Source organism: Paenibacillus odorifer, from assembly GCF_000758725.1.
GTDB lineage: Bacteria > Bacillota > Bacilli > Paenibacillales > Paenibacillaceae > Paenibacillus_AQ > Paenibacillus_AQ odorifer.
Map to the genome: position 1 here is coordinate 4516007 of NZ_CP009428.1, position 24946 is coordinate 4540952.

Sequence of the window (24946 nt, forward strand, 5' to 3'; positions counted from 1 at the left end):
GGCATTTACCTACATGATCTTACTGCAAAATTTAACACTCACCTATATACTACTGCACAGCCTGTATGAACCGTTCTCCGATTCGCTGATAGCCATCACCATTAGGATGAAAATGATCGGTGGATAGATACTTGTCCAAATGTCTGTTAAACAAGTCAAACGTAGGAACCAAGGTCATGTTGCTATGCTTATTAATAATATCCATTGCCGTATTATTCCACTTCGTTACCGCTTGATTGCCTGGTACCAGTAATTCTGGAATATCGCCAAAGGGATTATACAGCCCCATATAGTAAATTTGCGCATTTGGATTGATCTGTGAGATTTTATCGAGAATCTTCTCCAGTCTAGCTGCTGCCTCTGGCAGAGCGGCTAATAAAGACTCTGGAGTCAGCTCCTGCTCAGAGGTTGATGAAGTTGTGTTTCCTTGCTGCGCCCCATTATTCTCAAGAATATCCGAATCCTTAAACAGATCATTTCCTCCGACAGATAGCAAAACAACATTCGACATGCGCAAGGCATACTCCACACCATCTTCGTTCAGTTTGCTTAACAGCCCGGCAGTAGTCAACCCGTTAATCCCCATATTGCCTAAAAAGTCTACTGTGACACCTTTTGCAGATAAACCAGTAACCGTACGCTTAACAAACCCTTCTCCGGTGTTATCACCAGTCCCCTTGGTAAGCGAATCCCCGAGCGCAACAATTTTGAGGAGCTTGACAGTCTCCGTCACCGGTGCGGCTGTTTGCTGAGGCAAGCTGCTCTCGGTAACCTCTCCGACCGGATAGATAATATCTTTAACCGCATAAACTAAACCAACCATCAAAACTATAGTTGTTACTATGGAAATCAAGCTGACGCTGCGCCATGTCCATTTCGAATCCTTCAAAGCTATCCCTCCGTATGCCGTTCTATTATGTATTGTTCCACAATTTACAAAGATCTTAACTATGTTACATAAACATAATTCTTCCATACAAGTTTTGCAAATGTCTAGCAAAGAAATAAATCCCGCTGTTACAGTGTTTATGCCGAGGAGCGAGTGTGGACTTTTTTGAAAATAAAAAAATACTGGCTTTTTAATTAATGCCATTATATAATATTTCCCGTTGACTCTTTAGACATTACGGGTTATTAGCTTAGCTGGTAGAGCAGCCGACTCTTAATCGGCAGGTCGCAGGTTCGACCCCTGCATAACCCATAGAGCTAGACAGAAGAAGTAAGGACAAGTTCCTTGCTTCTTTTTTTGTTGCATTTTTGATCTTCACCACACAAAAAAAACCGCTCCCCGACTTACATCGGAGAACGATTTCTTCCTGAAGCATCTACTCGTATTATTTACCAATAAACTCTTGAACCCAGTAATTATTATCATAACCTACACCGATATAATTGAAGTTAGCATTCAAAATATTAGCGCGGTGACCTGGACTATTCATCCATGCCTTCATAACTTCTTCTGGTGTTTTTTGTCCCATTGCGATGTTCTCGCCTGCGGCTTTATAAGTGATGCCAAAGGATTTCATCATATCAAATGGTGAACCATACGTAGGTGAAGTATGTGAAAAATAGTTGTTCGAACGCATATCCGTAGCTTTTGTAGCGGCAACTTTGTGCAGGCTGTCCAATCCAGCTACAGGTGACAAACCAGCTGCTGCACGTTCTTTGTTTACCAGCGTTACGATTTGCTGAACATAGGTTCCTTTATTGCTCACAGCACCTGTTGTAGTTGTATTATCTGTCGGCTTAGTTACAGTAGTTGTGTCTGCTGGCTTTGTAACCGGTTTTGTAGTTGTAGTTGTGGTCGTGTTGTCTTTGTTTGGTACTGTTCCAGTTTGCGGCTTAGTTACCACGATTGTGCTATTCGAAAAAGGGAATCCCTCAAGATTAGCTTGTTTAAAATATTGTAATATTTGCTCATAACTTGTGCCTTTTATTGTTACTGTCGATTCATTCGATGCCGCATTTGCTTCCAATGGAAGAGAAATACTAAGTGCCATAACAGCTGCCACACTACCACCGATGATTGCTTTTAATGTCTTGTTCTTCAATCTGCCATCTCCTTTTTTCTTGCGTGTAATATATGCTTCTGCCTAGAGTGACCATCTACAAATGTTACAAAGTTGTAATTTGTTCCTCAGTCATTGTAGCATAAATCTCTCAAATGTGCGCTTCTAATTTTTTACATATAATAGTCTTGACTGTAAGATCTCTGATTCCTAGATACATTCGCTTTCTTTCGCTGTTTTCCTGCCTAAAAATACCAATTCATCTATTATTCGCGAAAGAAAGCACAAAAAAAGTCGCCCTCCCCGAAAGGACGGCAACTTCAGCAAACCTATGGATACCTGTCGATTAATGAAACGACTGCCAGAACTCGCCCTCCGTAGAGATCAATCCCATGATCTCCGCATAAGGAATCCGGAAGGTTGGAAAACCTGCAGAATACGGAGCGATCTCATAAGGTGCGAAATACAGATACAACGCTTCATTATCCACAAAGAAGGGCTGATCCGAGGTAATTCCTTTATACGTATCCGGAAAAACATATGAATATTGTGGATCGTTCTCGATCTGTTTGCCCACAATTTTACTGAGCTTCTCCACATATCTGCTGCCCGGCTTGAACAAATCTCCCAGCTTATAGAACCTGCCGCTGCGCAAATTAATATGCGGATAGATTTTGGTAGGCATTCCATGTGCTGCTCCAAAAGGAAAACGATAACCGGTCAGCTCCAGCACCAGCAGGTTTTTACGGAAGAAAGAGACTGAAAAATCACCATTATAACTAAAGTCCTGGGAAACCCCTCCACTCCCAACGTCTTCAGCAAGGGATAGCTTGCGCAGCTTATCGTTAACCTCTCGCGAAACTTCCGCACTGGCAATCCCTTCAACGACCGGATAATACACCAGATAATCCCTGTTCGGTTTGTATTTCTTCTCCACTACGGAATAGGGAGGTCTCAGCGGAATGACTCCATTTTGGCGCCAAACCTGCTTTCCCTGCCGATCATAATAAGATGTGCGTTGATCTACATCTGCTCTTATCAAACGTCCGCTAAGGGTGAGTGTTCCTGCACCTGGAATAACTGGAGGCTGGGCTGCCTTTTTTCCACTTCTATCGATAAAATAGGTATCTTTAGCATCAAATACAGACGCCAAGCCTTCCTGATAATTGTTCACGCCAAGCAGGGTGTGATTGCTCAGGACCGCTCCCGTTTCCGCATCTGCAATTACATAACGTGATCCGCGATAAGGCTGGCTGGGGAATACAGGCGTTCCTATGGCTACTCTGCCTTCACCTAGCTGCAATACTTCATAATATTTTGCCGGGATGATCATTTTCCCTTGTTTATCAATCAGCCCATAGGCGTTGCCATAATTCTCAGCGGTATTCACCACCGCACGTCCCTCTGAAAAAGGTAAAGCAGAGGTGAATTGCGGCTGAATAGCTACAGAACCATCCGTATTTAAATAGCCATATTTACCGTTTTCAGTCGCTTGATAGGCGAGTAAACCTTCTCCCGGACTTCCTACAAAAGGATGGTTGTAAGTATGCAGGATGTTCCCAGCCGGATCGATGAGCGCATACTCTCCTTCTTTGATTTTAACCAAAGCCACGCCGTTCATAAAATCATTGGCATCCACATAAATCGCGGGCAGCACCTCTTTACCTTTCGCGTCCACATATCCATATAGCGATTGGCCACCGGTTGTATTTTGTTTTGAAAATAGTGCACGCCCCTCATGTAATGAGTTCAGATAATCATACCGGGCGGACGTCACTTCTTTGCCTTTTTCATCAATAAAAGTGTACCCCTTGGCATCCGACACGACCGCGCGCTCTTCCGAAAAAGGCGCAATAAAGGAATAGATCGGCTTCACTCGTTCTCTTCCAGTGCTGTCAATGAGCCCGCTGCTATTTTTTCGCTGAACTACAGCAAGACCGTTCTTTTGAAAATCCTCAGCATATTCGTACCGAGGTTCAATCTGAACACGGCCTTCGTCATTAATATATCCCCAAAGTGTGCCCTCTTTGAGATTAAACGGCGCCGGATGCAGACCCGTGGTCCGCAGATCGTCCCCCACCCACTCCGGCAATAAGTATGGCGCCTCAAAAGGCTTATTAGAGTAATCTACACGATATAATCCCGCTTCTGCCGGAATCGTGACAAATAACTCCTCTTCCGTGCGTATGAAATCCTCATCCTGCTGAGTAATATATTCGTTCCAGCCAATGCCATCCCATTTCCATACATCCGCCTGTATCAGACCATTGTCATTCCCTTTCCCCAGCTCATTCAACCTAATCCTTAACATCCAGTCGCTCCCCTTTAACAAAGGCATTTGCCTATAGAATATGGGAGAACGTTGGTTTATGTGCTTTTTGATCTTTGGGGTTGGGGGGAGAGGAGCTTTGGTGGGGAATCCGCAGAGGGGGTAGGCGTATTCTAGGGCATTTTTGCCTCTCTTTCCTCCTCTGTATATCATTTCAGCTAATTCTGCGGGATTTGTACCTTTCATTCGCCTCACGTAGCTCGTTTCAGCCAATTCTGCGGGATTTTTACCGTTCTTTCACCCCACGTCGCTCGTTTTAGTCAATTCTGCGGGATTTTTACCGTTCATTCGCCACACGTAGCTCGTTTCAGCCCATTCTGCGGGATTTTTACCGTTCATTCGCCTCACATAGCTCGTTTCAGCCAATTCTACGGGATTTTTACCGTTCATTCGCCACACGTAGCTCGTTTCAGCCAATTCTACGGGATTTATACCGTTCTTTCTCCTCACATAGCTCAGGTCGGATAGATCTGCGGGATTTTTACCGTTCATTCGCCATACATAGCTCGTTTCAGCCAATTCTGCGGGATTTATACCGTTCTTTCGCCTCACGTAGCTCGTTTCAGCCAATTCTACGGGATTTATACCGTTCATTCGCCTCACATAGCTCGTTTCAGTCAATTCTGCGGGATTTATACCGTTCTTTCGTCCCACATAGCTCGGTTCAGCCAATCCTACGGGATTTATACCGTTCTTTTTCCTCACATAGCTCAGGGCGGCTAATTGTACGGGATTTATACCGTTCTTTCGTCCCACATAGCTCATTTCAGCCAATCCTACGGGATTTATACCGTTCTTTTTCCTCACATAGCTCAGGGCGGCTAATTGTACGGGATTTATACCGTTCTTTAGCCTCATGGTGCTTCTGTTCTGTTACTAATATTAGTTTGTTGATATTGTTGGGGAGCTATGATGAATATGATGTGTTTTCGTGGTGCTCCTGATGGCGATGGTCGTGTTATTGCTGCTGATATTGATTTGTGGGCGTGATTGCTGTGTTCATGCTGATAATATTGAGTGGAGTGTGATAGCCGTATTTGTGTTGATGACATTAATTGGTGATGGTAATGATGCTGTAGATGTTCCGTGGCGGTGAAGGTGCAACTATTGGGTGGAGTAAATCCTATTGGTGGAATATTAGATTTGATGGAGCAAGGGTGGCAATGTTGATTGAAGTTTGTGGTGGTAAATAATGTTGATGTTGATTTTAGAGTTGCTGGCGCTGTTTAGTTGTGGTTACATTTTCGCGGGTAGTTTTTGTGGTGTGTTTGTTTCATGTTGGTAGTAGCCATTGTTGATCTGTGTGTTGATGGTGTTGACGCTATTTGGTCGTGGTGGCATCTTAGTGGGTAGTTTTGGTGTTGTGTGTAGTTGGTAGTACTGTAGTTAGTGGTGTTTTGGTTGACAGTCCTGTGGTTGACAGTCCTGTGGTTGACAGTGCTGTGGTTGGCAGTACCGTAGTTAGTATTACTTTAGTTAGCAGCGCTGTAGTTAGCAGTGCTGCTAGTGGCATTATTGGTGTAATTGATATTATTGGTGTAGTTGATATTATTGGTGTAGTTGATATTATTGGCGTAGTTGATGGTGGTGCCAATGGTACTAGTGGGAGCGGAAGTGGTTTATCCCCAACTAATTAAACCAGTTTTTGTGGGTAGTTTTTCATACATAGTTATGGTGGGTAGTTTTCGTGCTCGTGCGTAGTTTTTCTATGCGAGGAGCAAGGGGGCGACGTTAAGTACTTGTGAATTGGTACTTGTGAATTGCTTTTTATGAATCGGTACTTTTAAATTGCATCTTATGAATTGGTACTTTAAATTGGTTCATATGAATTGCATCTTATGAATTGTTTCTTATGAATTGCTTAATCTCAGCAAACAAAATGGACAAACCAAAAAGCGTTTGCCATAAATAGCAAACGCTATGATCACCATACATCCAACACGCAACTATTTCTTCGAAGAATACTTCCGCATATCAAACGCGACGGCGGCGATGATGATCAGACCTTTGATAATCAACTGATAGTAAGGGCTGATGCCAATGAAGGTCAGGCCGTAGTTGATTAAGGTAAAGATAATAACACCGACCAGGACACCTGGCACCGTTCCGATACCACCGGTTGTAGACACCCCGCCCACTACACAAGCAGCAATCGCATCAAGCTCATACATGTTCCCGTAGTTATTGGTTGCGCCACCTGTTCTTGCAGCCTCTAGCACACCCGCCAGACCATAAAGGGCTCCAGCAATCGCATAGATGTAGATCAAGTTCTTGGAAACATCGATGCCAGATACTTTAGCTGCCTGTATGTTACCGCCGATAGCGTACATGTTCTTACCCAGCTTGGTTTTATTGAACACCACCCATACGATGGCGGCGACACCCAAGGCTATCAGCACAATATACGGGATTGAATATTGCCCCTTGCCAATAAACCCGGAACCGATTGTAGTGAAATCTGGACGCAGACCGCCAATCGGCTGCGATTGGTTCGGATCCATGTCAAAGTACAAGGAATTCAAGCCGTAGACGATAACCATCGTACCCAGTGTTGCGATAAACGGCGGGACGTTCAGCTTGGAGACGACAATACCATTGACGAGTCCGCAGAGAAGACCAGCGATGATAGCTATAAGGATCGGAAGCCACACTTGCACCTGCGGCAGATCAGGAAAAAACCGCCGGGAATAATCCGGAATTTGCAGCATCGAAGCAGAGATTACCGCCGTAAAACCAACCACACGTCCAGCAGACAAGTCCGTCCCAGCTGTGATAAGGATGAAGGCAACACCAAGCGCGATGATAATCCGTGTTGACGATTGAATAAGAATGTCCCGTAAAGTATTTACAGAGATAAAGGCCGGCTCATATAAGGCAATACCCATAATCAGAATTACCAAGACAATATAAATGGCATTTTGAGTAATAAAAGATTGGGCTCTTTTAGCGTTCATTAGTAGTGTTCCTCCTTAAAGTTACGCGAAGAGTAATTCTCTTCGTAAACCAATCTAGTTTCGCCCAGCAAAACTATCATTGAAATCCTATCCTAATGCTGTGCAGCGAGCCGCATAACTTCGGTTTCCGTAGCTTGCCCGCCTTCTAGTATTCCGGTAAGCCTACCTTCCGACATGACCATTACACGGTCAGACATTCCGAGCAGCTCCGGCATTTCTGAGGAGATCATAATGATGCTTTTCCCTTGCTGCGCCAAGTCGGCAATAATCGAATAAATCTCGAATTTAGCCCCTACGTCGATACCGCGAGTCGGCTCGTCCAGAAGCAGGATTTCGGGCTCGGTTAGAAGCCATCTGGCGAGCAGCACCTTTTGCTGATTACCACCAGAAAGATTCATGATCAGCGTTTTGGTTGTTGGAGTTTTGGTCCGTAATTTTTCAATCATTTTATCGACTTCTTCTTTTTTCTTTTTTCCATCTAGTAAAAGTAGTAGTTTCTGGTATCGGTGCAGGTTAGCGATTGCGCCATTCTCATGAACAGACAAAACTGGAAAAATACCGGTGACACGCCGTTCCTCGGTAAGCAAGGCCATTCCGTGTTTCTTAGCATCCTTGGGAGATTGGATATGAATGCGCTTACCATCGATAGAAATCGTCCCCGATTTGATAGCCCTCAGGCCGAATAATGCTTCAATAACCTCTGTTCTCTGAGCGCCTACCAGACCACCAATCCCTAAAACCTCACCTCGTCTTAATTCAAAAGAAACATCTTTAAACGATCTTTCCTCAGGGGAGGTTAATCCTTCCACCTTCATATATACTTCGCCAGGCACGTTAAAGCGTTCTGGGAATCGATTGGTCAAGTCGCGGCCGACCATTTTGGAAATGATAAGATCTGTAGTCAATTCCGCCGCTGGCCAGGTTCCGATTTTTTTACCGTCCCGCATAATGGTAACCTCGTCAGAAATTTCGAGAATCTCTTCCATTTTGTGAGATATATAAATAATAGCTACGCCTCTACTCCTAAGATCCCGTATGATCCGAAATAAATGCTCCACCTCCACACTGGTCAGGGAGGAAGTAGGTTCATCCATTACAATAACGCGGGAGTGAAAAGAGACAGCCTTCGCAATTTCAATGGATTGGATTTTGGATACAGACAGCTTACCCACTAATGTCTCGGGATTCAGATCGATATCCAGATCTTTAAACAAATTCTCCGTGTCAGTGTACATTTTCTTATGGTCAATAAACTGAAAAGGTCCAATCCCTTTGGTTGGGAAACGTCCTAACCAGATATTCTCCATCACACTTCGGAACGGCACGGGATGCAGCTCCTGGTGAATCATGGATATCCCATTTTTCAAAGCGTCATTTGAGCTTCCGATAGAGGTCTTCTCACCCTCCAAAAAAATCTCACCGGCATCCGGTGAATAAATACCAAAGAGACATTTCATTAAAGTGGACTTACCCGCACCATTCTCGCCCATAAGGGCATGCACCGAACCTGGTCTGACCTTTAAACTAACTGCATCCAGCGCTTTGACGCCGGGGAATTCTTTAGTAATGTCATTCATTTCTAGCAAAAACTCAGCTTTTTCCATGTTGTTACGCCCCCTACGCTTTTTTCTTTTTTCATGAGAGGCACAGCGGTTTCATCCTGTTCCCTGCCTGAAAGAAATCCGAGGAGCGAATATCCGCTCCCCGTTGCTGCTATATGATCATGAATTCCATCTAGATTAGAGCGTTATTATTTGGCGTCATCGATATTATCTTTGGTGATCTTTTTATAGGAAATCCACACGTATTGGTTGTCTGTGATATCAAAGCCTACGTTATCTTTTGTAGGTGTTTCTCCTTTAGCAAGCAGAGCAGCAACTGTGATCGCAGCTTTACCTTGGTTGTTCGCATCATTCAGCACGGTACCAAGCATCGTTCCATCTTGCAGCGCTTGAATCGCAGGAGCAGTAGCATCTACACCTACTACCGGCATAAATTTATCACCCGTGAAGTAACCTGAAGCTTTCAGAGCTTCGATTGCACCGAGAGCCATATCGTCGTTGTTCGCAAGCACAGCTTCAATTTTGTCGCCATGGGAGCCAAGGAAGGCTGCCATTTTTTCTTGCCCTTTTACGCGGTCCCACATCGCAGTATCTTCAGCCAGCTTTTCTACCTTGATGCCGGCATCTTCAATTGCTTGGATGGAGTACGTAGTACGAAGCTCAGCGTCTTGGTGCCCCGGTTCGCCTTTTAGCATTACGTATTGGAGGACACCGTCGCCGTTTTTATCCGCTTCAGGATGTGCCTTCCAGTAGTCCACGATCAGTTGACCGGACATAGTTCCGGATTCTTCCGCTTTAGCGCCTACATAATAAACCTTATCCCATTTCTTCATATCTTCTGGCAGCGGCTCGCGGTTCAGGAAGACCACCGGAATATTTGCCGCTTTTGCTTTTTCGATAATAACGCCAGCCGCAGTACGGTCAACCGGATTGATCAGCATGCCTTTATATTTTTTGGTGATGAACAAGTCAACTTTGTCATTTTGTGTGGGTTGAGAATTTTGGCTATCTACGATATCTACAGTAGCAATGCCTTTGGCAGCAGTGTCGATTGCGTTACGAACACCCGTCATGAAGGTATCGTCAAATTTGTAAATGGCTACCCCTACTTTTGGCGTTTCAGTGGAAGAACCCGCATTTTCAGTTTTTGGAGCATTGGTAGCTTTACCACTGTCTGCATTATTGTTGCTATTGCCACAGCCTGCCAGAGCGGCACCCAGTATTGCGCTTGCTAAAAGAACGGAAGTGATTTTTTTCATTATTCATTGACCTCCTGTTTATACTTCTTTTTTTTGGTTTAACCCCGAATTCTCTCGGGCACATCCATATTATGCCTTAGGTGAAAACGGTTTCGAATATAAAATCCTACTCACTTTTATAAAAATTCTACTGAACCCAAAAAACGAATACCTCCCATTTTAAGGATGGCATTCGTCTTTTCAAAAATAACCCGTCCACTATCTGACGAAGGGAAATAACAATTTTTGATTCTCAGGCCACAGCATATTGTCCAAATCAATGAGTTTAGTGCCCGTATCGACACGTTCAGGAACATCCATTCCTTCGATTACCTCAACGGCATGTTTTACGGCTAAATACCCGTTACTAAAAGGATTTTGGATTACGGTCGCTTGAACCGTCCCCTCCTGCAGCAACTCCATCATTGACGGGGAGCTGTCGAACGCAACCATTTTAATATTATGCAGCCCTCGGCTCTGGATAGCTTTTGCCGCCCCTTGTGAAGCTGTCTCATTCAAGCTGGCGATCCCGCGAAGATTTGGATGTTTCAGCAGCATTAACCGTGTCAGCTCTTCAGCATCACTAATACTCGAAGTGGTATAAGAAATCTCTACTACCTGTATGTTCGGATATCGGGCAGCGTAATTTAAAAATCCCTTTTCCCGTTCCTCTGCATCTCTTGCACCATATTCAATGCCGTTTGAAGACTCCTGCTCCGCCCCCAAAGATGAATTTGTGAAGTTAATGATGCCGACCTCCCCGTATCCATTTAGCAGCTGAATGAGTCTTTCTGCAGACTTTTGTCCCGCTTCATAGCCGTTTGAACCCACATAGGCTCTTACTCTGGCCGAACCGACTTCTGCATCCACAGACAATACGGGAATCTTGGAATATGCCGCCCGATCGACTACTTGTGCAAGTCCCATGTAGCTACTGGCAGCTAAAATAATTACGTCCGCCTTCTCTTTAATGGAGTCTTCAACCATTCTGACCTGTTCCGCAATATCACTCTCCGCATTCGGAGCTTTGAACGTTAATTTCACATTAAATTCCTGTGCCGCGGCTTCTGCACCCAATCTAACTGTATTCCAATAGTCGCCTTTGTTCATTTTCACAATAAGATGAATATTGCGGGTTTTGTTCGTATTGATATAATTAGGTGCCGAATTAAAACAAGACGTGATCGTGGTCCATAACACCACACATACCAGCAGGGTTAGCCAAAAACGAACGATTTTCATACCGATGTCTCATCCTCCTCATGTCCAGGATTGCCCTCGCCTGCTGCGAGTGCCGGGAAGATAAGAGTAACCGTAGTGCCTTCTTCAATTTCACTTTCAAAAGAAAGACCATAATCACGCCCATAATACAGCTCAATACGCTCGTTAACATTTCTAACGCCTACCCCGGAGCCATGCATACTCTTACTGCCGCCAGTTAAAAGAACCTTCATAGTCTCCTCGGACATACCCAGTCCATTATCACGAATGCGGATGATGACAAGATCATCCTTCAGCTCCGCTTGGATCGAAATAAAACCTTCATCAGGCATCATTTCAATCCCGTGATACAGGGCATTCTCCACAATAGGTTGTAAAATTAGCTTAATAGTCTGACACTGCAGCACTTCATCCTGAGCCTCGATCTCGTAGCGGAACTTATTTTTGAACCGAAAGCTCTGAATCACAAGGTAATGACGAACATGATCAAGCTCTTCCTGCACGGTAATCATATTATTCCCTTTACTAAGGCTAATCCGGAAAAACTTCGATAAGGACTGAATCATCGTGACTACCTCCTCAGTCTTGCCGCGTTCAGCGAGCCGGATCACAGAATTCAGGGTATTGTACAGAAAGTGCGGATTGATCTGGGATTGCAGCACTTCAAGCTCACCTTTACGTTTGGTTTCCTGTTCATAAATAATCTGATCCATCAGTTGGCGGATACGTTGCAGCATAAGGTTAAACCGTTTGGACAGCTGTTCCACCTCATACGCCCCGCTGACATCTATTCGAGTGTTGAGATCCCCTTCGCCCACCTGCTGAAGCGTCCGTTCCAGCTTGCGGATAGGGCGGGCAATACGTGCAGACAAAAAGACGGATACAATAATTACGCATAAAATGACTACCGCTAAAAACCAGGATAAAAAAGTGTTTAGATCACGTTTGGTGGTTACAATCTCATCGTAATAAGCCACGCCCACGATCTTCCAGCCTGTCTGTTCCAGTGTCCTTACGGTGATAAAACGTTTTTCACCCGTAGACTCATCCAAATAGCTACGAAAAGCATATTCCAGTACTGGCTCCACATTCTCATATTTTAAACCAGCGTAAATCAGCTGCTGCTGGGGATGGTACACAATATTTCCTAGCTGATCGAGGATGTAAGCGTATCCTCTTTTGCCAAGCTTAACCTGCTTGCTCAGCTCATCAATGGTTCGAAAGTTAAAATCCATCAGCAGGATGCCGGTTTTTAAGACTCCGTTCTCCTTATATTGAATTAATTTGCTGATAGACACGACCCAGATATATTGACCTTTGAATAAATTCTGAATATGAGGTGCGGAATAGGAGAGCTCTGATGTTCTTTGCGCCGTCGTAAACCAGCTCTGAGTCTCCAGCTGTGTGTTGCTGCGCAGCTTCTGACCGGGTGTACCCACGACATATTTCCCCTGTGGTGTAAAAACAGCCGCCGAGACCAGATCCTCTCTGCTCCCCATTAACATAGCCATTCTTTCCGTCAATAAAGCGGAATCCACGGAAGGGCTATTCGTAATCTGCTCCTCCGCTGTCTCAAAAATATTGCGCATTCCCTTAACATAAAGACCCAGATTGTAATTCACTTGCTCAATGATCTGCTGCATATTCATATTGGCATTCTCTTCTGCGGTCTTGGCAAACTTGTTGTACAGCATAAGGCTGACAACGACAGCTACCAGCACGGCAACAGATGTAAAAGTGAGTGTAATCGTAACTTGAATGCTTCGGAGCTTGGAGGACAACCGACGTTTTCCGCCTTTGGGATGCTGCGGTCTTAGATGAAAGGAATAAGGTTTATCCTTCAGCATCTTTACCCTCCTCTGGAGCTGTTTTTATACTCTTTAGGAGATTGGCCATATTTTTTGCGGAAACAAAAGCTGAAATAGTTAGGATCGGCAAAACCTATTTTTTCTGCGATTTCAAAAGCTTTCAGCTCCGTGGACCGCAAAAGTTCCTTGGCTGCTTCTAACCTAATTTGCAAAAGATAACTAACGAACGTCATTTTCATTTCCTTCTTAAAAATACTGCTAAAATAACCGGTACTTATATGTAAATGCTGACAAACCTTGCCGATGGAAATATCAGATTCAACATAGTGGCTGCGTATATATTCTTTAGCTTCATCAATAAGCAGCTTATAGGAAGATTGACGTTCTAATGCAATCGTATCCATTAAACCGCTACAGACTGCAATAATCCATTGCTTGGCTTCGGCCATACTATTAAATTTATTAATGGCAGTTAGCGACGAAATGCCAGAACCAATATACTTTGCAGCCTCACTGCCGGATTCTTTAGCCACTCGCAGGATAGATGTAAAAATCTCCAGCAAAAAAATCTGATAATCCTGTGTAGACACCTGCTCTGCGTCAAGACCAGCAAATAACTCCTCAACAACCTCTTTAAGTTCTTGCACCGTACCTAGTTTAATCGTCCGGATTAAGGATTGCTGGGTTAGTTCATCATAGGTTAGCAGTGTGCTGGAACGTGACTCAACGTCCTCAATCCAGATCACCCGGTTATTGCCGAGAATAAGCCGATAATCTAATGCCTGCATGGCATCCCCAAATGAATTAAATAACAAAGCAGGCGATGAACAGACCGTTCCGGAGCCTGCCGTTACCGTCAGCTTCAGAAAACGCTGTACGTTCTGGCGGATTTCTTCAAGAAGCTCAAAAGTCTTTCCAGTGATATCAGTTTCTTCCCCTTCTTCATGGATTGTGAGCAATACGACCTCATCACGATGAATAAACACCCTTCCAAAACCATGCTTCGAGCATATTTCTTCAGCAATATTCAGCACAGCGAATAGCTGTAAATTCTTTTCACCAGTGTCTCGTAAAGAAATTTGCCTGCCTGCTGCACCCCCAGCCGATTCCCGCTCAGGACGAATATAATCCACACTAATTACCGAAGCCTGAAACCACCGTCCCGTTAATTTTATGCCATATTCAGAGCTTTTCTCAGCAATTTCATCCGTACGCAATCTACGCGAAATAAGGGACGATAAAAATTGCTCCCTTAACACAGGCAGACTTTTCCGGTAATGCTCACTGAGTACAAATACATTTTCTTTTTCTGCAATTTCAGCCTCGATAGTGGCTCTAACCTTAAGCAATACTTCAATTAATTCCTGCGAAGAGAACGGTTTCAAAATATACTCATCAATTTGCAATTTTATCGCCTTCTGAGCATATTCAAATTCATCATACCCAGTCAAAATGATAATCTTAGTGTTAGGATGATGACTACGAATCCATTCAGCCAGCTGAAGTCCATTCATAAAAGGCATTTGGATATCGGTAACTACCACATCCGGCAGCAAACGGTCTATGGCATCCGCAGCTTCCCGTCCATTCTCCGCCTGCTCAACAATCTCAAATCCGTAACGCTCCCAGTCAATCTGCCCGATAACGCCTTCCCTAACGTCTTCTTCATCTTCAGCAAGAACTAGCTTATACATGTCTCATCCCTCTTTGGAAACGTTTTAGATGTCATAAATTTTATTGTATATGATTCAAACCAATCCATCTATGGTTAAGTTATTTAAATAGTTTTAGGTATTAATATATTAAATACATATAAAAAAAGAGTTCCAGAGCAAAAAAAAACCATCCCGCCGTAGCTGGGATGGGGATGATCGGTAACCTATAAGTATTATAGCAACGCTTTGTTAAAGCGATAGCCTGCTGTCTTTTCGAAACCGATATGACGATAAAAAGCATGTGCCGGTGCGCGTTCTACGCGGTTGCCACTTCTGAGGAAAAGCTGACAGCAACCTTGCTCACGTGCCCATTCTTCTGCTGCGGCCACAAGTCTTTTACCGAGTCCGTTTCCTCTGAGTTCTTCTGATACGATAAGTGCAGTAATCTCTGTGATACAATCTGTCTGTTTGTAATACGAGCTTACCTGTCTAAGGCCGATCATACCCACAACTTCATTATTCAGCTCTGCTACAAGTGTGCATTGGAGATTGCTGTTCTCCATGCTTTCCAGTCTCTCTTTCATCACGCTTAGCGTTGTTGGATAGCCGAATTCCCGCAGAAGCGCTGTAACTCTCTCCAGATCATTCAAGCCGCATTTGCGAATTTCCAGTACAGGTGCCATGGTACTACTGTTCATCCTCATATACCTCCACTTTTAGCATAGACGCCGCCTGCTTGGCTATCGTCCGCGCGATTTCCACATCTTCCGCCGCACTTAACGCTACTGCCATCCGCCGACCAGGACGAACTTCCGGTTTACCAAATACGCGAACCTGAGTCCTGGGCAGTTCCAAAGCTCCTCCAATTCCGGTCACAGCAAAGGCTCGTCCTTCTCCATCAGCCTTCAGCGTAGCTGAGGCACCAGGTGTCAGCAATTGTATTGACTGGACAGGAAAACCAAGAATAGCTCTGACATGCACTGCAAATTGAGATAAATCCTGCGTCGCCATCGTGACCATCCCCGTATCATGGGGTCTAGGTGACACTTCACTGAACAATACGCCTCGATCTGTCAAAAAAAGTTCCACTCCAAAAATACCGAAACCTCCGAGCTGATCCGTTACTGCTTTTGCAATAGATTGCGCTTCTTCAAGCAGCTCTGGCTTCATAAAGTGAGGCTGCCAGGATTCCACGTAATCTCCATCCTTCTGAATATGTCCAATAGGTGGACAAAATACCGTTCCAGATACAGAACGCACCGTCAAAAGAGTAATCTCGCTCTCAAAAGTAACAAAAGCCTCCACGATAACTCGCGTTCCTTTAGCTCTCGCTCCATCCAAAGCAGTGTTCCAGCAGTTTTCTGCATCCTCAGGGCTTTTGCATACGCTCTGACCCTTGCCAGAAGAACTCATAATCGGCTTAATGACACAAGGAGTGCCTAGCTCGGCTATAGCTTGTTGCAGCTCTTCCAGACTATCCGCAAAACGGTAATCAGCGGTTGGCAGTCCAAGGTCTTCAGCCGCAAGACGACGAATCCCTTCTCTGTCCATGGTCAGCCGAGCCGCCCGCGCCGTCGGAACAACGAAAAAGCCTTCTTCTTCAAGCTCTTGAAGAGCATGAGTGGCAATTGCCTCAATCTCCGGAACAATGACATCCGGTTTCTCAGAGCGAATCAGCGCTTTCAGCGCCTCTGCATCCAGCATATCAATTACATGTGAACGATGAGCTACACCCATCGCCGGTGCATCGGTATAACGGTCTACAGCTACGGTCTCTACGCCAAGGCGTTGAGCTTCAATTATGACTTCCTTACCCAGTTCCCCGCTGCCCAGCAGCAACAGCTTGCGGCTTTGAGCTGAAAAAGGAGCTCCCCACATTGTCGATTCCAACCTCTTTCGGCAAATTGACTGTCTCGTTTTTATGAATTTCAGAAAACGTAACAGTTTCATTGTATATTTTCAGGCTTCTTTATTTTCATCCATCATACGCCAGATTGCAAGTGTTCTTCGACATTTTCCTACAAACTTCACAGAACTTTGTCGACTTTATCAACGAAAGTTTGTTCTAGACGTGATAATTGGTGGCTTATTTGGCCCCAATGATCTGCAGTCTCACCCCCTTTAAGGAGATCTAACATCGCTTTCTCTTGCTCCGCAAGCCCTTCTTGCAGGCTTTCGGCAGCAGATTTTAATTCTCTGCTGATATTCTCGACGTAATGAGCAATTAATTTTCCCTTCTGCACTGCCGCTGCAAGATTAACCGCTTCTTTCAAAAGCGGCTCTGCCGCACCTTTGACCAATTCCCGCCCAGTTCCCTCAAAGAAATAACGCGGGGATTTGAAATGGCCCCATAAAGCGGACCACTGCACAGGCTGAAGCTGGCATTCCAGATCCTTAGGAGATGGCCAAGCCTGCTCCTCATTCTCCATAAGATGAAATTCCTCCGTGGAAAAGAGTAGCTCTGTAGCTGCCGCTTCAGCAGCTTCATGAACAAGCCTGCGTCCCGTGCTCTCTAGCCGCAGCGTTGTTGCCCATAGCTCTTGCTCAAGCTCGCGCTGAGTAGTACGCATTAGTTCGGCACTACAGGCAGAGAAAATGGCTTTTAAATTCCCTGCATCCTCACGCAGTAAGGAGGGATGAAAAGATTCCTGAAAATTTCTATTGAAGGAGAAGCTAATCCGCTGGCACACATGATAGATCAGTTCTTCACTTTCGTGAATAAGATCTCTGCTAGGACGTTCCTCAGTCTCCAAAAGAGACAACCGCTTCATGGCGAACTGACGCCGTTCCTGCAGTTCTTTTAACCCGGCTTCACGCTCGCCCGCCGCCTTGGAAGCCAGATTCTGCCATTCCTCAGCCCGGCGCCGAACCGATGCGATACTCTCAGCAGCTGCGTTAAGTGAAAGCTGAGGAAGCTCATCACCAGCAAAGCTGGATAATGCTTGCTCAAATTCATTGAAGCGGGAGGTTCCATAAAGATCGTGATTATGTTGAGTTTTAGCTTCTAGAGCAAGCAAGCTGGACAAAGCATAGATTCTCGGAGACCGCAAACCTCCGGCACGCAGATTTTGAACGACATGTGCTTTAACCTCATCTAGTTCTTCTTCGCTTGAAGCGAGATCGGAGGCATTAATAATAAAGAACATTTTATCGAGAGCAAAGCTGTCTTTAATGCGGCCCAGCTGGGCCAAGAGGCCGCGATCCGACTTCGAAAAAGCGTGGTTATAATAGGTCACAAAACAGATCGCATCCGCATTTTTCATGTAACTAAAGGTTACGCCAGTGTGGCGTGCATGCAGTGAATCTGCTCCTGGTGTATCTACGAGCACAATCCCGCTCTCCGTCAAAGGACAGGCATAATAGAGGTCAATCCCCTGCACAAAGCAAGCTCGGGTCTCTTCCGCAACTAGGTTTCGATATTCTTCCAAATCAACGGTCCGCACCGTTCCTAGCAACGGCTCCGCTTCAGCCCAACCGGATGCTGCGGCTCTTAGAAATCCTGCATGCGGCAGCGCAGAGGGGTGGATTCCCCGTGTTGGCAGGCTCGCAAGTACTGCTGTCCACGTATCCTGTTGCGGCTCTCCAAGCTGCAGCACGCTAAAGGAATGGCAGATGTCATCCCAGAAATCGGCCATGCTCTTCATCGTTACAACCGCGCTGGCATGGCGGAAGTCTCCTTCCGGCGCCAATATGCGGTTAACTGCGGCCGTGGCAGGGTGTGGCGACACGGGCAGCACTTCTTCGCCGAGTAAAGCGTTGGCGAAGGAAGATTTGCCTGCGCTGAACGCACCGAACAGCGCAAGGGTAAAGCGGCCGCCGGCGAGATCCTCCGCCCGTGCGGCCAGACTGCGCGCCGCCGATGCCATCGCTGGCTCGCGGCGCAGCAGCTCTGCCGCAGCCGCCAGCGCGTCAGCGGCTGCCGAGAGCCGGCGGCGTCCGCCCGCCGGCGAAGCCGTTCCCGCCGCCCAGCTTGCGGCGGCGGCACTTCCAGCCGCGGCGCGTTCGCGCGGCTGGGTCTCCCGCGGTGCGGCGCTCTGCGCAGCCGCACGCAGGGTGACCTTCACCTCCGGCAGGATGCCGGGGGTGAGGGTCCGGCGCGGCGGCAGCAGCGCCGCTAGCTCGTGCGCGCGGGCGTCAGCCGCGCGGTCCAGGGCGGCTAGCGCGCGGGCAGCGCTCGCCTGCCGCGTAAGGGCCTGTTCGCGGCGCTGGAGTTCCGCGCGCTGCTCCTCGATAAGCGATGGCAGCTTCGCCAGCAGCTCATCGCCAACTAACAGCGCAGCGCGGCGGAATTGGCTCTTCAGATCTGCCGCAAGTGTGCGGCAGAAATTGAGCAGCGCCTCGCCGCTATACCCCGTTCCCGGCTTAACTGCAGCCGCCAGCCATTCCTGGCTCACCGCCGGGAACCCTTGCTTCAGAGTCGTCTCTACCTCCTCTGCCCACAGTCCGAGATTCTCCGCCCATTGACGTACCAGCTGAATCAGATGCCATTCCAGCTGTGCGGAAACCTCTCGGACCAGTAATCCTTGCCAAGCATCCAGTCGTTTGTCTTGTTCCTTCTCCCGCCGTCCGGCTGTAGAGAACAAACCTAAGCGGAAGCCTGGGCTGACACTCTCCACATAGCTCCCTGCCGCCTCTCTAACATCCGCAGGCATTAAGTTAGCATTATTGAGTAAGGCATCAAGATCACTTCGCAGGCTAGCTCGTGATTGCTGAGGCAGCTCCTCAAGCAGTGCCTTCTCTTCCTCCAGCGATTTCAGCTCTTCCATCACAACTGTAATCTCTGCACCCTCTAGCTCAGCTAAAAGAGTTTCCCGTTCCTCCTGCTGGTCTTCACGGAACGCGGTTAGCGAAGAATCTGCTGTATGATGAATGGAACGTGACAAGCTATATTGAAGCAATTGTTCCCTGTGCTCCAACAGCTCTGTTATAAGGTTCAGCAGATTATCCCAATGATTCAATGGGTGCTCTTTCATTTTGAGTGAGGTAAACAGAATCCCCGCACAATGAATCCCCCACTGCTCAAAAGCATTTTCAAGCTGGCGTTTATATTCTTCAATGGAAATTTCTTGTTCTCTGTGCTTGTCTATCTGATTAACAATAAGATAGAGCGGTTTGCCCCAGTCACTAAGATTTTTGGCAAATGCTAAATTATTCTCTGACTGTACATGGTTATAATCCATAACATAAAAGACGACATCAGCTAAATGCAGCGCGGAACGAGTGGCCGCCTGGTGGCCATCATCCGTCGAATCCACGCCAGGTGTATCCAATAGAACACCATGCTTCCCTAGAAGAGGAAACTCATTCCAGACTTCAATAGCGGAATATTCTCCGCCATTTCGACAATATTCCTGTAATCTTTCTGGTGTTGTCTCTACAGGGGTAGATTCATTTTCATTTCCCTCAACCCTTGGATAGATAAGCACTCGTGGAGCCCCGCTGCGAATAGAAACAATATTGGCACTAGTCGGCACAGGTCCGGAAGGTAACACTGAGCTACCGCATAAAAGATTAATCATGCTGGATTTCCCTGCCGAAAAATGCCCACAAAAAGCAAGGGTCAGTTCATTCCCACCCTCTTTATTTTGTAAATCTTCATATATTCGTTCAGCACTCTCATCGCCCCAGTGGCGCATTAAATCTTTCAGCTGGGAAAGCAGCGATGCTGTTTCACTTAATGTCTCTCTCTGAATTCTAACCCGTTCCGCTCCCACAGACATTCCACCTCCACAGTTACCTTTTAATCATGCACTGATCTTAATCCATTCATGAATACTGATTTAAGCTCTTTTTTATGCAAAACTTATATAGGTGCAATTTCTGAACTTTAGCGCGGAACATTTTTATAAATAATAATTACAGTTTATCACCAGTTTGACACAAATTAAATACACACTACTTACAAAATAACCTATCATCTCCTACGAAATGATAAAAAAAAAGAAGCGACGTTGTCGTCCTGTAAAGCCAACAGTCGTTTCTCGTAGAAATATAAAGATATTCAATAAAAAAAGGAGCCAGCCCCAAGGGCCGACTCCATTTCAGGTCACTTCTCAATTATGCAGTTTCCAAAACAGGCAACAGAATTTCGAATACTTTTCCGTGCTGCAGAATAGTCAATCCACGAGATTTGTCTCTCATTACGACAACCTCTGGTTTTACAGACATACGCTCCAGATAGTGCTCAGGCACGTCACCGGAATGACTGATCGTAATGCCCTCTACTTCTTGCTCTTCATTTTCTTCCAGCGGGCTTTCCACTACGCGGTCAAAAATATCCGAGAATACCTCAAAATTATCTGTGTATACAGAAATGCATTTCATCTCTATCCCATCCTCTTCTTCAACTCTAACTTTTAACTTTTTGGCGTATGATCTTTAGCTTTCCTGACGACAGCCGTTTTCATACGTTTTTTGCCCTCTCGACATACATCAAGGAGCGGACAAACCTGACATTTTGGATTCTGAGCCTTACAGTGATATCGTCCGAAAAAGATTAGCCGGTGATGCGTGAGCGTCCATTCATCACGTGGCACAGCCTTCATCAGCTTTTTCTCCACTTCCAGCACAGAATCTTTCCAGCCTGCCAATGCAAGTCGTTTAGCAACCCGCTCCACATGAGTGTCCACAGCAATGGCAGGAACTCCAAATGCGTTGGATACTACTACGTTAGCGGTTTTACGACCTACTCCTGGCAACGTTACAAGCAAGTCATGTGCCTCAGGCACTTCTCCGCCATACTGTTCTATGAGTATAGAGCACAGGCTTTGGATATGCTTAGCTTTGTTACGATATAAGCCGATGCGCCGGATATCCCCCTCCAATTCCTCCAGCGGCACAGAAATATAATCGATGGGGGCTTTGTACTTTTGGAACAGGTCCTCGGTCACTTTGTTCACCGTTGCATCCGTACATTGGGCTGACAGCAGCACCGCTATTGTCAATTCAAAAGCGTTACTGTGATTCAGCTCGCAATGTGCATCCGGAAACAAATCTCCAATCGTATCCAAAATGTGGCGGACGTCTGCAGCTTTCATAGTGTCCCCTCCACGGAGCAAAAACGCTCAGAAAATTCTATCGAGCGTCTCACCTCAAATGTTAGAAATATAAGCAAAGTATGTATTATAACGTATGGATTCATACATTTCAACACATACGATACTGGCATTATATTTCAAGTATTAACGCCTTGATTGTCCTAATAAGAACAGTAAGCGTTTAAGAGAGAAATATAAGACATACAGTATAAGAGCAATACTTATACTTTCTTATATTTCAAAAAAAACGTCTTGACGCAGGTAAAGCCCCCTGTGTCAAGACGGTGATTCACTCAGAAATCCACCATTGCAACTATTGTTTCACAATTTCAACCAAAATATCATTATTGAAATACATTATAATATTATCATTTTCTTTCAAAGATTGCACGGATAAAGTCGAATCTCCCTGATGAATATAAACATTAGCAGGAACAAAGAATTGATATTTATCGTTCAAATTAGGTCTCTTCGTCACCAATGAGTTTGTTGCACTCTCATAACGTGAGAATGTTCTACTGAGCTGAGACATAATACGAATCGTTGTAGATCCATCCGGATCCTTGCGAATCTCTACTCTGTCCCCTGCCGTCAAGTTGCTAAGAGCAGTCGTTGTCGAGCCGTCACGAATGATTTTGACTCCTCCACTTACCGCTAAGGTCTGTGCAGCTCCAGCATAATCCTTCACGACTACGCTATTCCCAGCGGCATCTACAGAACTTACCTGGCCTGTTGTGAGCTTAACTGCTTGAATAGCCAGCGGTGAGCTACCATCAAAAGTCACATTAAGATAATCTCCCGCTTTTAAATCCGTTAGCTTAATGCTCTCACCAGCTTCATTGGTCAACGGGATTGCCAAAGTATTAATATCACTGGTTCCCCCATTCCATTTGATGCCCAAACGGTTGGTTCCAGAATTCACGGTTGCCGCTTCAACTTGCAGCACAGTCTTCACTTTCAATACCGCTATCAGATCCTGACCTGTAGTCAGTGAAGCCGTTACATTGCTTCCAATAGGAATATCACTTAGGGAAGGACTAGTCTTACCAAAGAGATCAACAAGTTGCGGATAAGGCATCGTTAAACTTTGTCCATCATTAAGCTTCAAAACAAGAGTTTTCGACGTAGAATTAACAGCTGTTAAAGTTCCTTCGTACTTTGTGACAATTTCCAAAGACAAAGCCCGCTGTCCTATTGCCTTCAGATTAACTTTGCGGTTCTCGATAAGTTTCGCACCCATATTAGTTAAGTTAGGCAATGCACCTTCATAAATCAGCTTTGTTTTCTCATCCAACTGAACCACATGGGCTTTTTTGCTGCTGTCCATAACTGTAAGGAGCTGTGTTTTGCTATTATAATCCACAATTGTTGCTCCACTATACTGCTCAATTTGGCGGCTTAACACTTCAATTTTGGTGACTTGATCGCTACTGTTTAAGGTAACCTGAATCTTGTCCCCACCTACTGCATCAGCAATAAGATCATCAGCTACTGCTCCACTCATGTTCGGAATAACAATCGTCGGTTTAGTGCCAAGCAGTTTAACCTCACGATTTCCGTCTGCTTTTTTGTAAACAACTGTGGAACTAGTCAGCTCGGTAAGTACCCCCTCAACTGTCCGTTCAACACCTTCCGTCACTTCTACAGTGCGGATCACATTATCTTGAATCGTATATTTCACCGCATTACCTGTCTTCAAATCTGCAGGTTTCAGCACTGATGCTTGGGAGCTGAATAATGAAGTCCCATCTTCCCATTTAAAAGTTTCTACTGTACCCGCGGTATTTTTGAAAGTAATACTTTTGCCAGTAAGGTCTACACTTTGAATGGTGCCTGTTGTTGTTTTGTTAACGACCCCTGAAGTCACTTGAACCTTCACTACTTTATGCGAACCACTGTACGTTTCACGTTGCAGTGAAACTACACTATCTGTTACCAGCGAAGCAGGTTCAATTCCAGCTCCATTTACATCCACAAAGGAAGTAGTCTCATCGTAGTAGTATTCAGTGAACCCTGTTGGTGACTTTAACCAAAGCTTATTACCTGGAGCTACCATGGCGAAGTTTCCTGACAGAGTCTCTACTTGTTGTGTAGGGTCAGTCACTTCAACATAAGCCGCGTTATATGTCGCACCAATTACAGTAACCTTAGTGTAGGGTTGGACATCACTTAGATTGATTCTGCTTTCAGAAGCACTTGTGTAATAAGCAGTGCTTGCTCCCAGGGTATATGTAGAAGTCTTTCCGTTGTTATAGACGGATAGTTTCCCATCTGCTAATTGACTGATCGTTCCTGATACCGTGTTGTCGTATTCAACCGTATTGTGAGCTTCAGCGCGACTGAAAAAAGTCGCCAATTGCGCACGTGTTACAGCGCCTTGCGGATCAAAACGATTGCCATCAAGTCCATTGGCTAGGCCTAAATCAACGGCAACGTTGATGTAACCACGTTTGTTGGCAGACACTTTGGTATCATCTGCAAAGCCAGTTGGCTCACTAGCAGCCCCTGCTGCATCTGCGCTTTTTCCAAGGGAGCGGATTAACAGCTCCGCAATCCATTCCCGGGATGCTTTACGCTCTCCCCAAGAAGTCTTCAGATTATCTGGAGCCATTTCGGTTGCTTTATCGAGTAATCCTTGTTGAAAAGCCAACACAACATAATCCTTGTAATAATTCGTAACCTTAAAATCGGTAGGCAATGCTACCGCAGAAGAAGCATCCACTTTATCCTGCAACTTCATAAACCGCAGGGCCATAAGCACTGCTTCCTGTTGAGTTACAGAATCTCCAGGACGGAACAATCCATTATTCCCAACCACAATTCCTTGTGAAGCGAGTTTGTAAATATGTTTTTCAGCCCAGAAGCCTGTCTTCACATCGCTAAAAATCCCTACAGATTGAGTAGTGGTTGATGTCGGTGTAGTGGCAGCTGTGTCTGCAAACACTGCACTTGCACCACCAAAAACCATAACACCAGCCATAACAGCCGACACTGCTTTATTAGAATAAGCCTTCAATGGACGTTTTGACCTTTTTTGCGCGGACAATAGATTATTCCCCTCTCTATGACTCAAATAAATAGTATGTTTAAAAATTCGTCAGCTAGATGCCTAATTCCTTTGTTGCATGACCAA

At 45.5% G+C, this 24946-nt stretch carries 18 protein-coding genes and 1 tRNA gene; 3 read left to right on the plus strand and 16 right to left on the minus strand.

All coding sequences use genetic code 11. The annotated features are described in order from the left end of the window. Positions 1-49: 49 nt before the first annotated feature. A complete protein-coding gene (locus PODO_RS19695; RefSeq protein ID WP_051491403.1) occupies positions 50-889 on the minus strand; it encodes a GDSL-type esterase/lipase family protein in 840 nt (279 codons plus the stop codon). A gap of 239 nt (positions 890-1128) precedes the next feature. On the opposite strand from PODO_RS19695, the gene PODO_RS19700 reads away from it, so the two are divergent. Next, positions 1129-1201: transfer RNA gene (locus PODO_RS19700), tRNA-Lys, on the plus strand. 133 nt (positions 1202-1334) lie between these two features. On the opposite strand, the gene PODO_RS19705 is transcribed toward PODO_RS19700, so the two are convergent. From PODO_RS19705 to PODO_RS19715, 3 genes are all read right to left on the minus strand, one after another. Next, a complete protein-coding gene (locus PODO_RS19705; RefSeq protein WP_036685704.1) occupies positions 1335-2051 on the minus strand; it encodes a CAP domain-containing protein in 717 nt (238 codons plus the stop codon). Between the two features lie 304 nt (positions 2052-2355). After that, a complete protein-coding gene (locus tag PODO_RS19710; RefSeq protein ID WP_038572389.1) occupies positions 2356-4320 on the minus strand; it encodes a WG repeat-containing protein in 1965 nt (654 codons plus the stop codon). A 255-nt stretch (positions 4321-4575) separates the two neighbouring features. Beyond that, a complete protein-coding gene (locus PODO_RS19715) occupies positions 4576-5145 on the minus strand; it encodes a hypothetical protein (protein WP_155288158.1) in 570 nt (189 codons plus the stop codon). 124 nt (positions 5146-5269) lie between these two features. Here PODO_RS19715 and PODO_RS31195 point away from each other — a divergent pair, with 124 nt between their 5' ends. After that, positions 5270-5434 (plus strand): hypothetical protein, encoded by a 165-nt coding sequence (locus PODO_RS31195; RefSeq protein WP_170914200.1) that lies wholly within the window; start codon positions 5270-5272, stop codon positions 5432-5434. A 262-nt stretch (positions 5435-5696) separates the two neighbouring features. Further along, positions 5697-5975 (plus strand): hypothetical protein, encoded by a 279-nt coding sequence (locus PODO_RS19720; protein ID WP_038572392.1) that lies wholly within the window; start codon positions 5697-5699, stop codon positions 5973-5975. Between the two features lie 309 nt (positions 5976-6284). On the opposite strand, the gene mglC is transcribed toward PODO_RS19720, so the two are convergent. The 12 genes from mglC to PODO_RS19780 all read right to left on the minus strand — a co-directional run bounded on the left by mglC (position 6285) and on the right by PODO_RS19780 (position 24859). Further along, positions 6285-7292 (minus strand): galactose/methyl galactoside ABC transporter permease MglC, encoded by a 1008-nt coding sequence (mglC, locus tag PODO_RS19725; protein ID WP_036685697.1) that lies wholly within the window; start codon positions 7290-7292, stop codon positions 6285-6287. 92 nt (positions 7293-7384) lie between these two features. Next, complete coding sequence (locus PODO_RS19730; protein WP_036685693.1) at positions 7385-8896, minus strand: sugar ABC transporter ATP-binding protein; 1512 nt, start codon at positions 8894-8896, stop codon at positions 7385-7387. Positions 8897-9042: 146 nt separating this feature from the next. Then, the gene (locus PODO_RS19735; protein ID WP_094903385.1) at positions 9043-10113 is read right to left on the minus strand and encodes a galactose ABC transporter substrate-binding protein; all 1071 of its coding nucleotides are present in this window, start codon (positions 10111-10113) and stop codon (positions 9043-9045) included. 198 nt (positions 10114-10311) lie between these two features. Then, positions 10312-11334 carry a substrate-binding domain-containing protein gene (locus tag PODO_RS19740; protein ID WP_038572394.1) on the minus strand — a complete coding sequence of 341 codons (1023 nt, stop codon included), beginning with the start codon at positions 11332-11334 and terminating at the stop codon, positions 10312-10314. Further along, positions 11331-13160, minus strand: coding sequence for a sensor histidine kinase (locus PODO_RS19745; RefSeq protein ID WP_080742537.1), 1830 nt, complete (start codon positions 13158-13160; stop codon positions 11331-11333). Before PODO_RS19745 ends, PODO_RS19740 begins: the two co-directional genes overlap by 4 nt. A 2-nt stretch (positions 13161-13162) precedes the next feature. Further along, a complete protein-coding gene (locus PODO_RS19750) occupies positions 13163-14815 on the minus strand; it encodes a response regulator (RefSeq protein WP_036685685.1) in 1653 nt (550 codons plus the stop codon). A 194-nt stretch (positions 14816-15009) separates the two neighbouring features. Next, positions 15010-15474 carry a GNAT family N-acetyltransferase gene (locus PODO_RS19755; RefSeq protein WP_232061416.1) on the minus strand — a complete coding sequence of 155 codons (465 nt, stop codon included), beginning with the start codon at positions 15472-15474 and terminating at the stop codon, positions 15010-15012. Then, the gene (gene purT / locus PODO_RS19760; protein WP_038572395.1) at positions 15464-16654 is read right to left on the minus strand and encodes a formate-dependent phosphoribosylglycinamide formyltransferase; all 1191 of its coding nucleotides are present in this window, start codon (positions 16652-16654) and stop codon (positions 15464-15466) included. The genes PODO_RS19755 and purT overlap by 11 nt, the downstream gene beginning before the upstream one ends. A gap of 149 nt (positions 16655-16803) precedes the next feature. Then, positions 16804-20496, minus strand: a complete 3693-nt coding sequence (locus PODO_RS19765) for a dynamin family protein (RefSeq protein ID WP_052097176.1) — start codon at positions 20494-20496, stop codon at positions 16804-16806. Between the two features lie 337 nt (positions 20497-20833). Next, positions 20834-21100 carry a hypothetical protein gene (locus PODO_RS19770; RefSeq protein WP_036676334.1) on the minus strand — a complete coding sequence of 89 codons (267 nt, stop codon included), beginning with the start codon at positions 21098-21100 and terminating at the stop codon, positions 20834-20836. Positions 21101-21132: 32 nt separating this feature from the next. Continuing rightward, a complete protein-coding gene (nth, locus tag PODO_RS19775) occupies positions 21133-21813 on the minus strand; it encodes an endonuclease III (RefSeq protein ID WP_036676333.1) in 681 nt (226 codons plus the stop codon). A 313-nt stretch (positions 21814-22126) separates the two neighbouring features. Continuing rightward, on the minus strand, positions 22127-24859 hold the full coding sequence (locus PODO_RS19780) for an S-layer homology domain-containing protein (RefSeq protein WP_052097179.1): 2733 nt from the start codon (positions 24857-24859) through the stop codon (positions 22127-22129). Between the last annotated feature and the right edge of the window lie 87 nt (positions 24860-24946).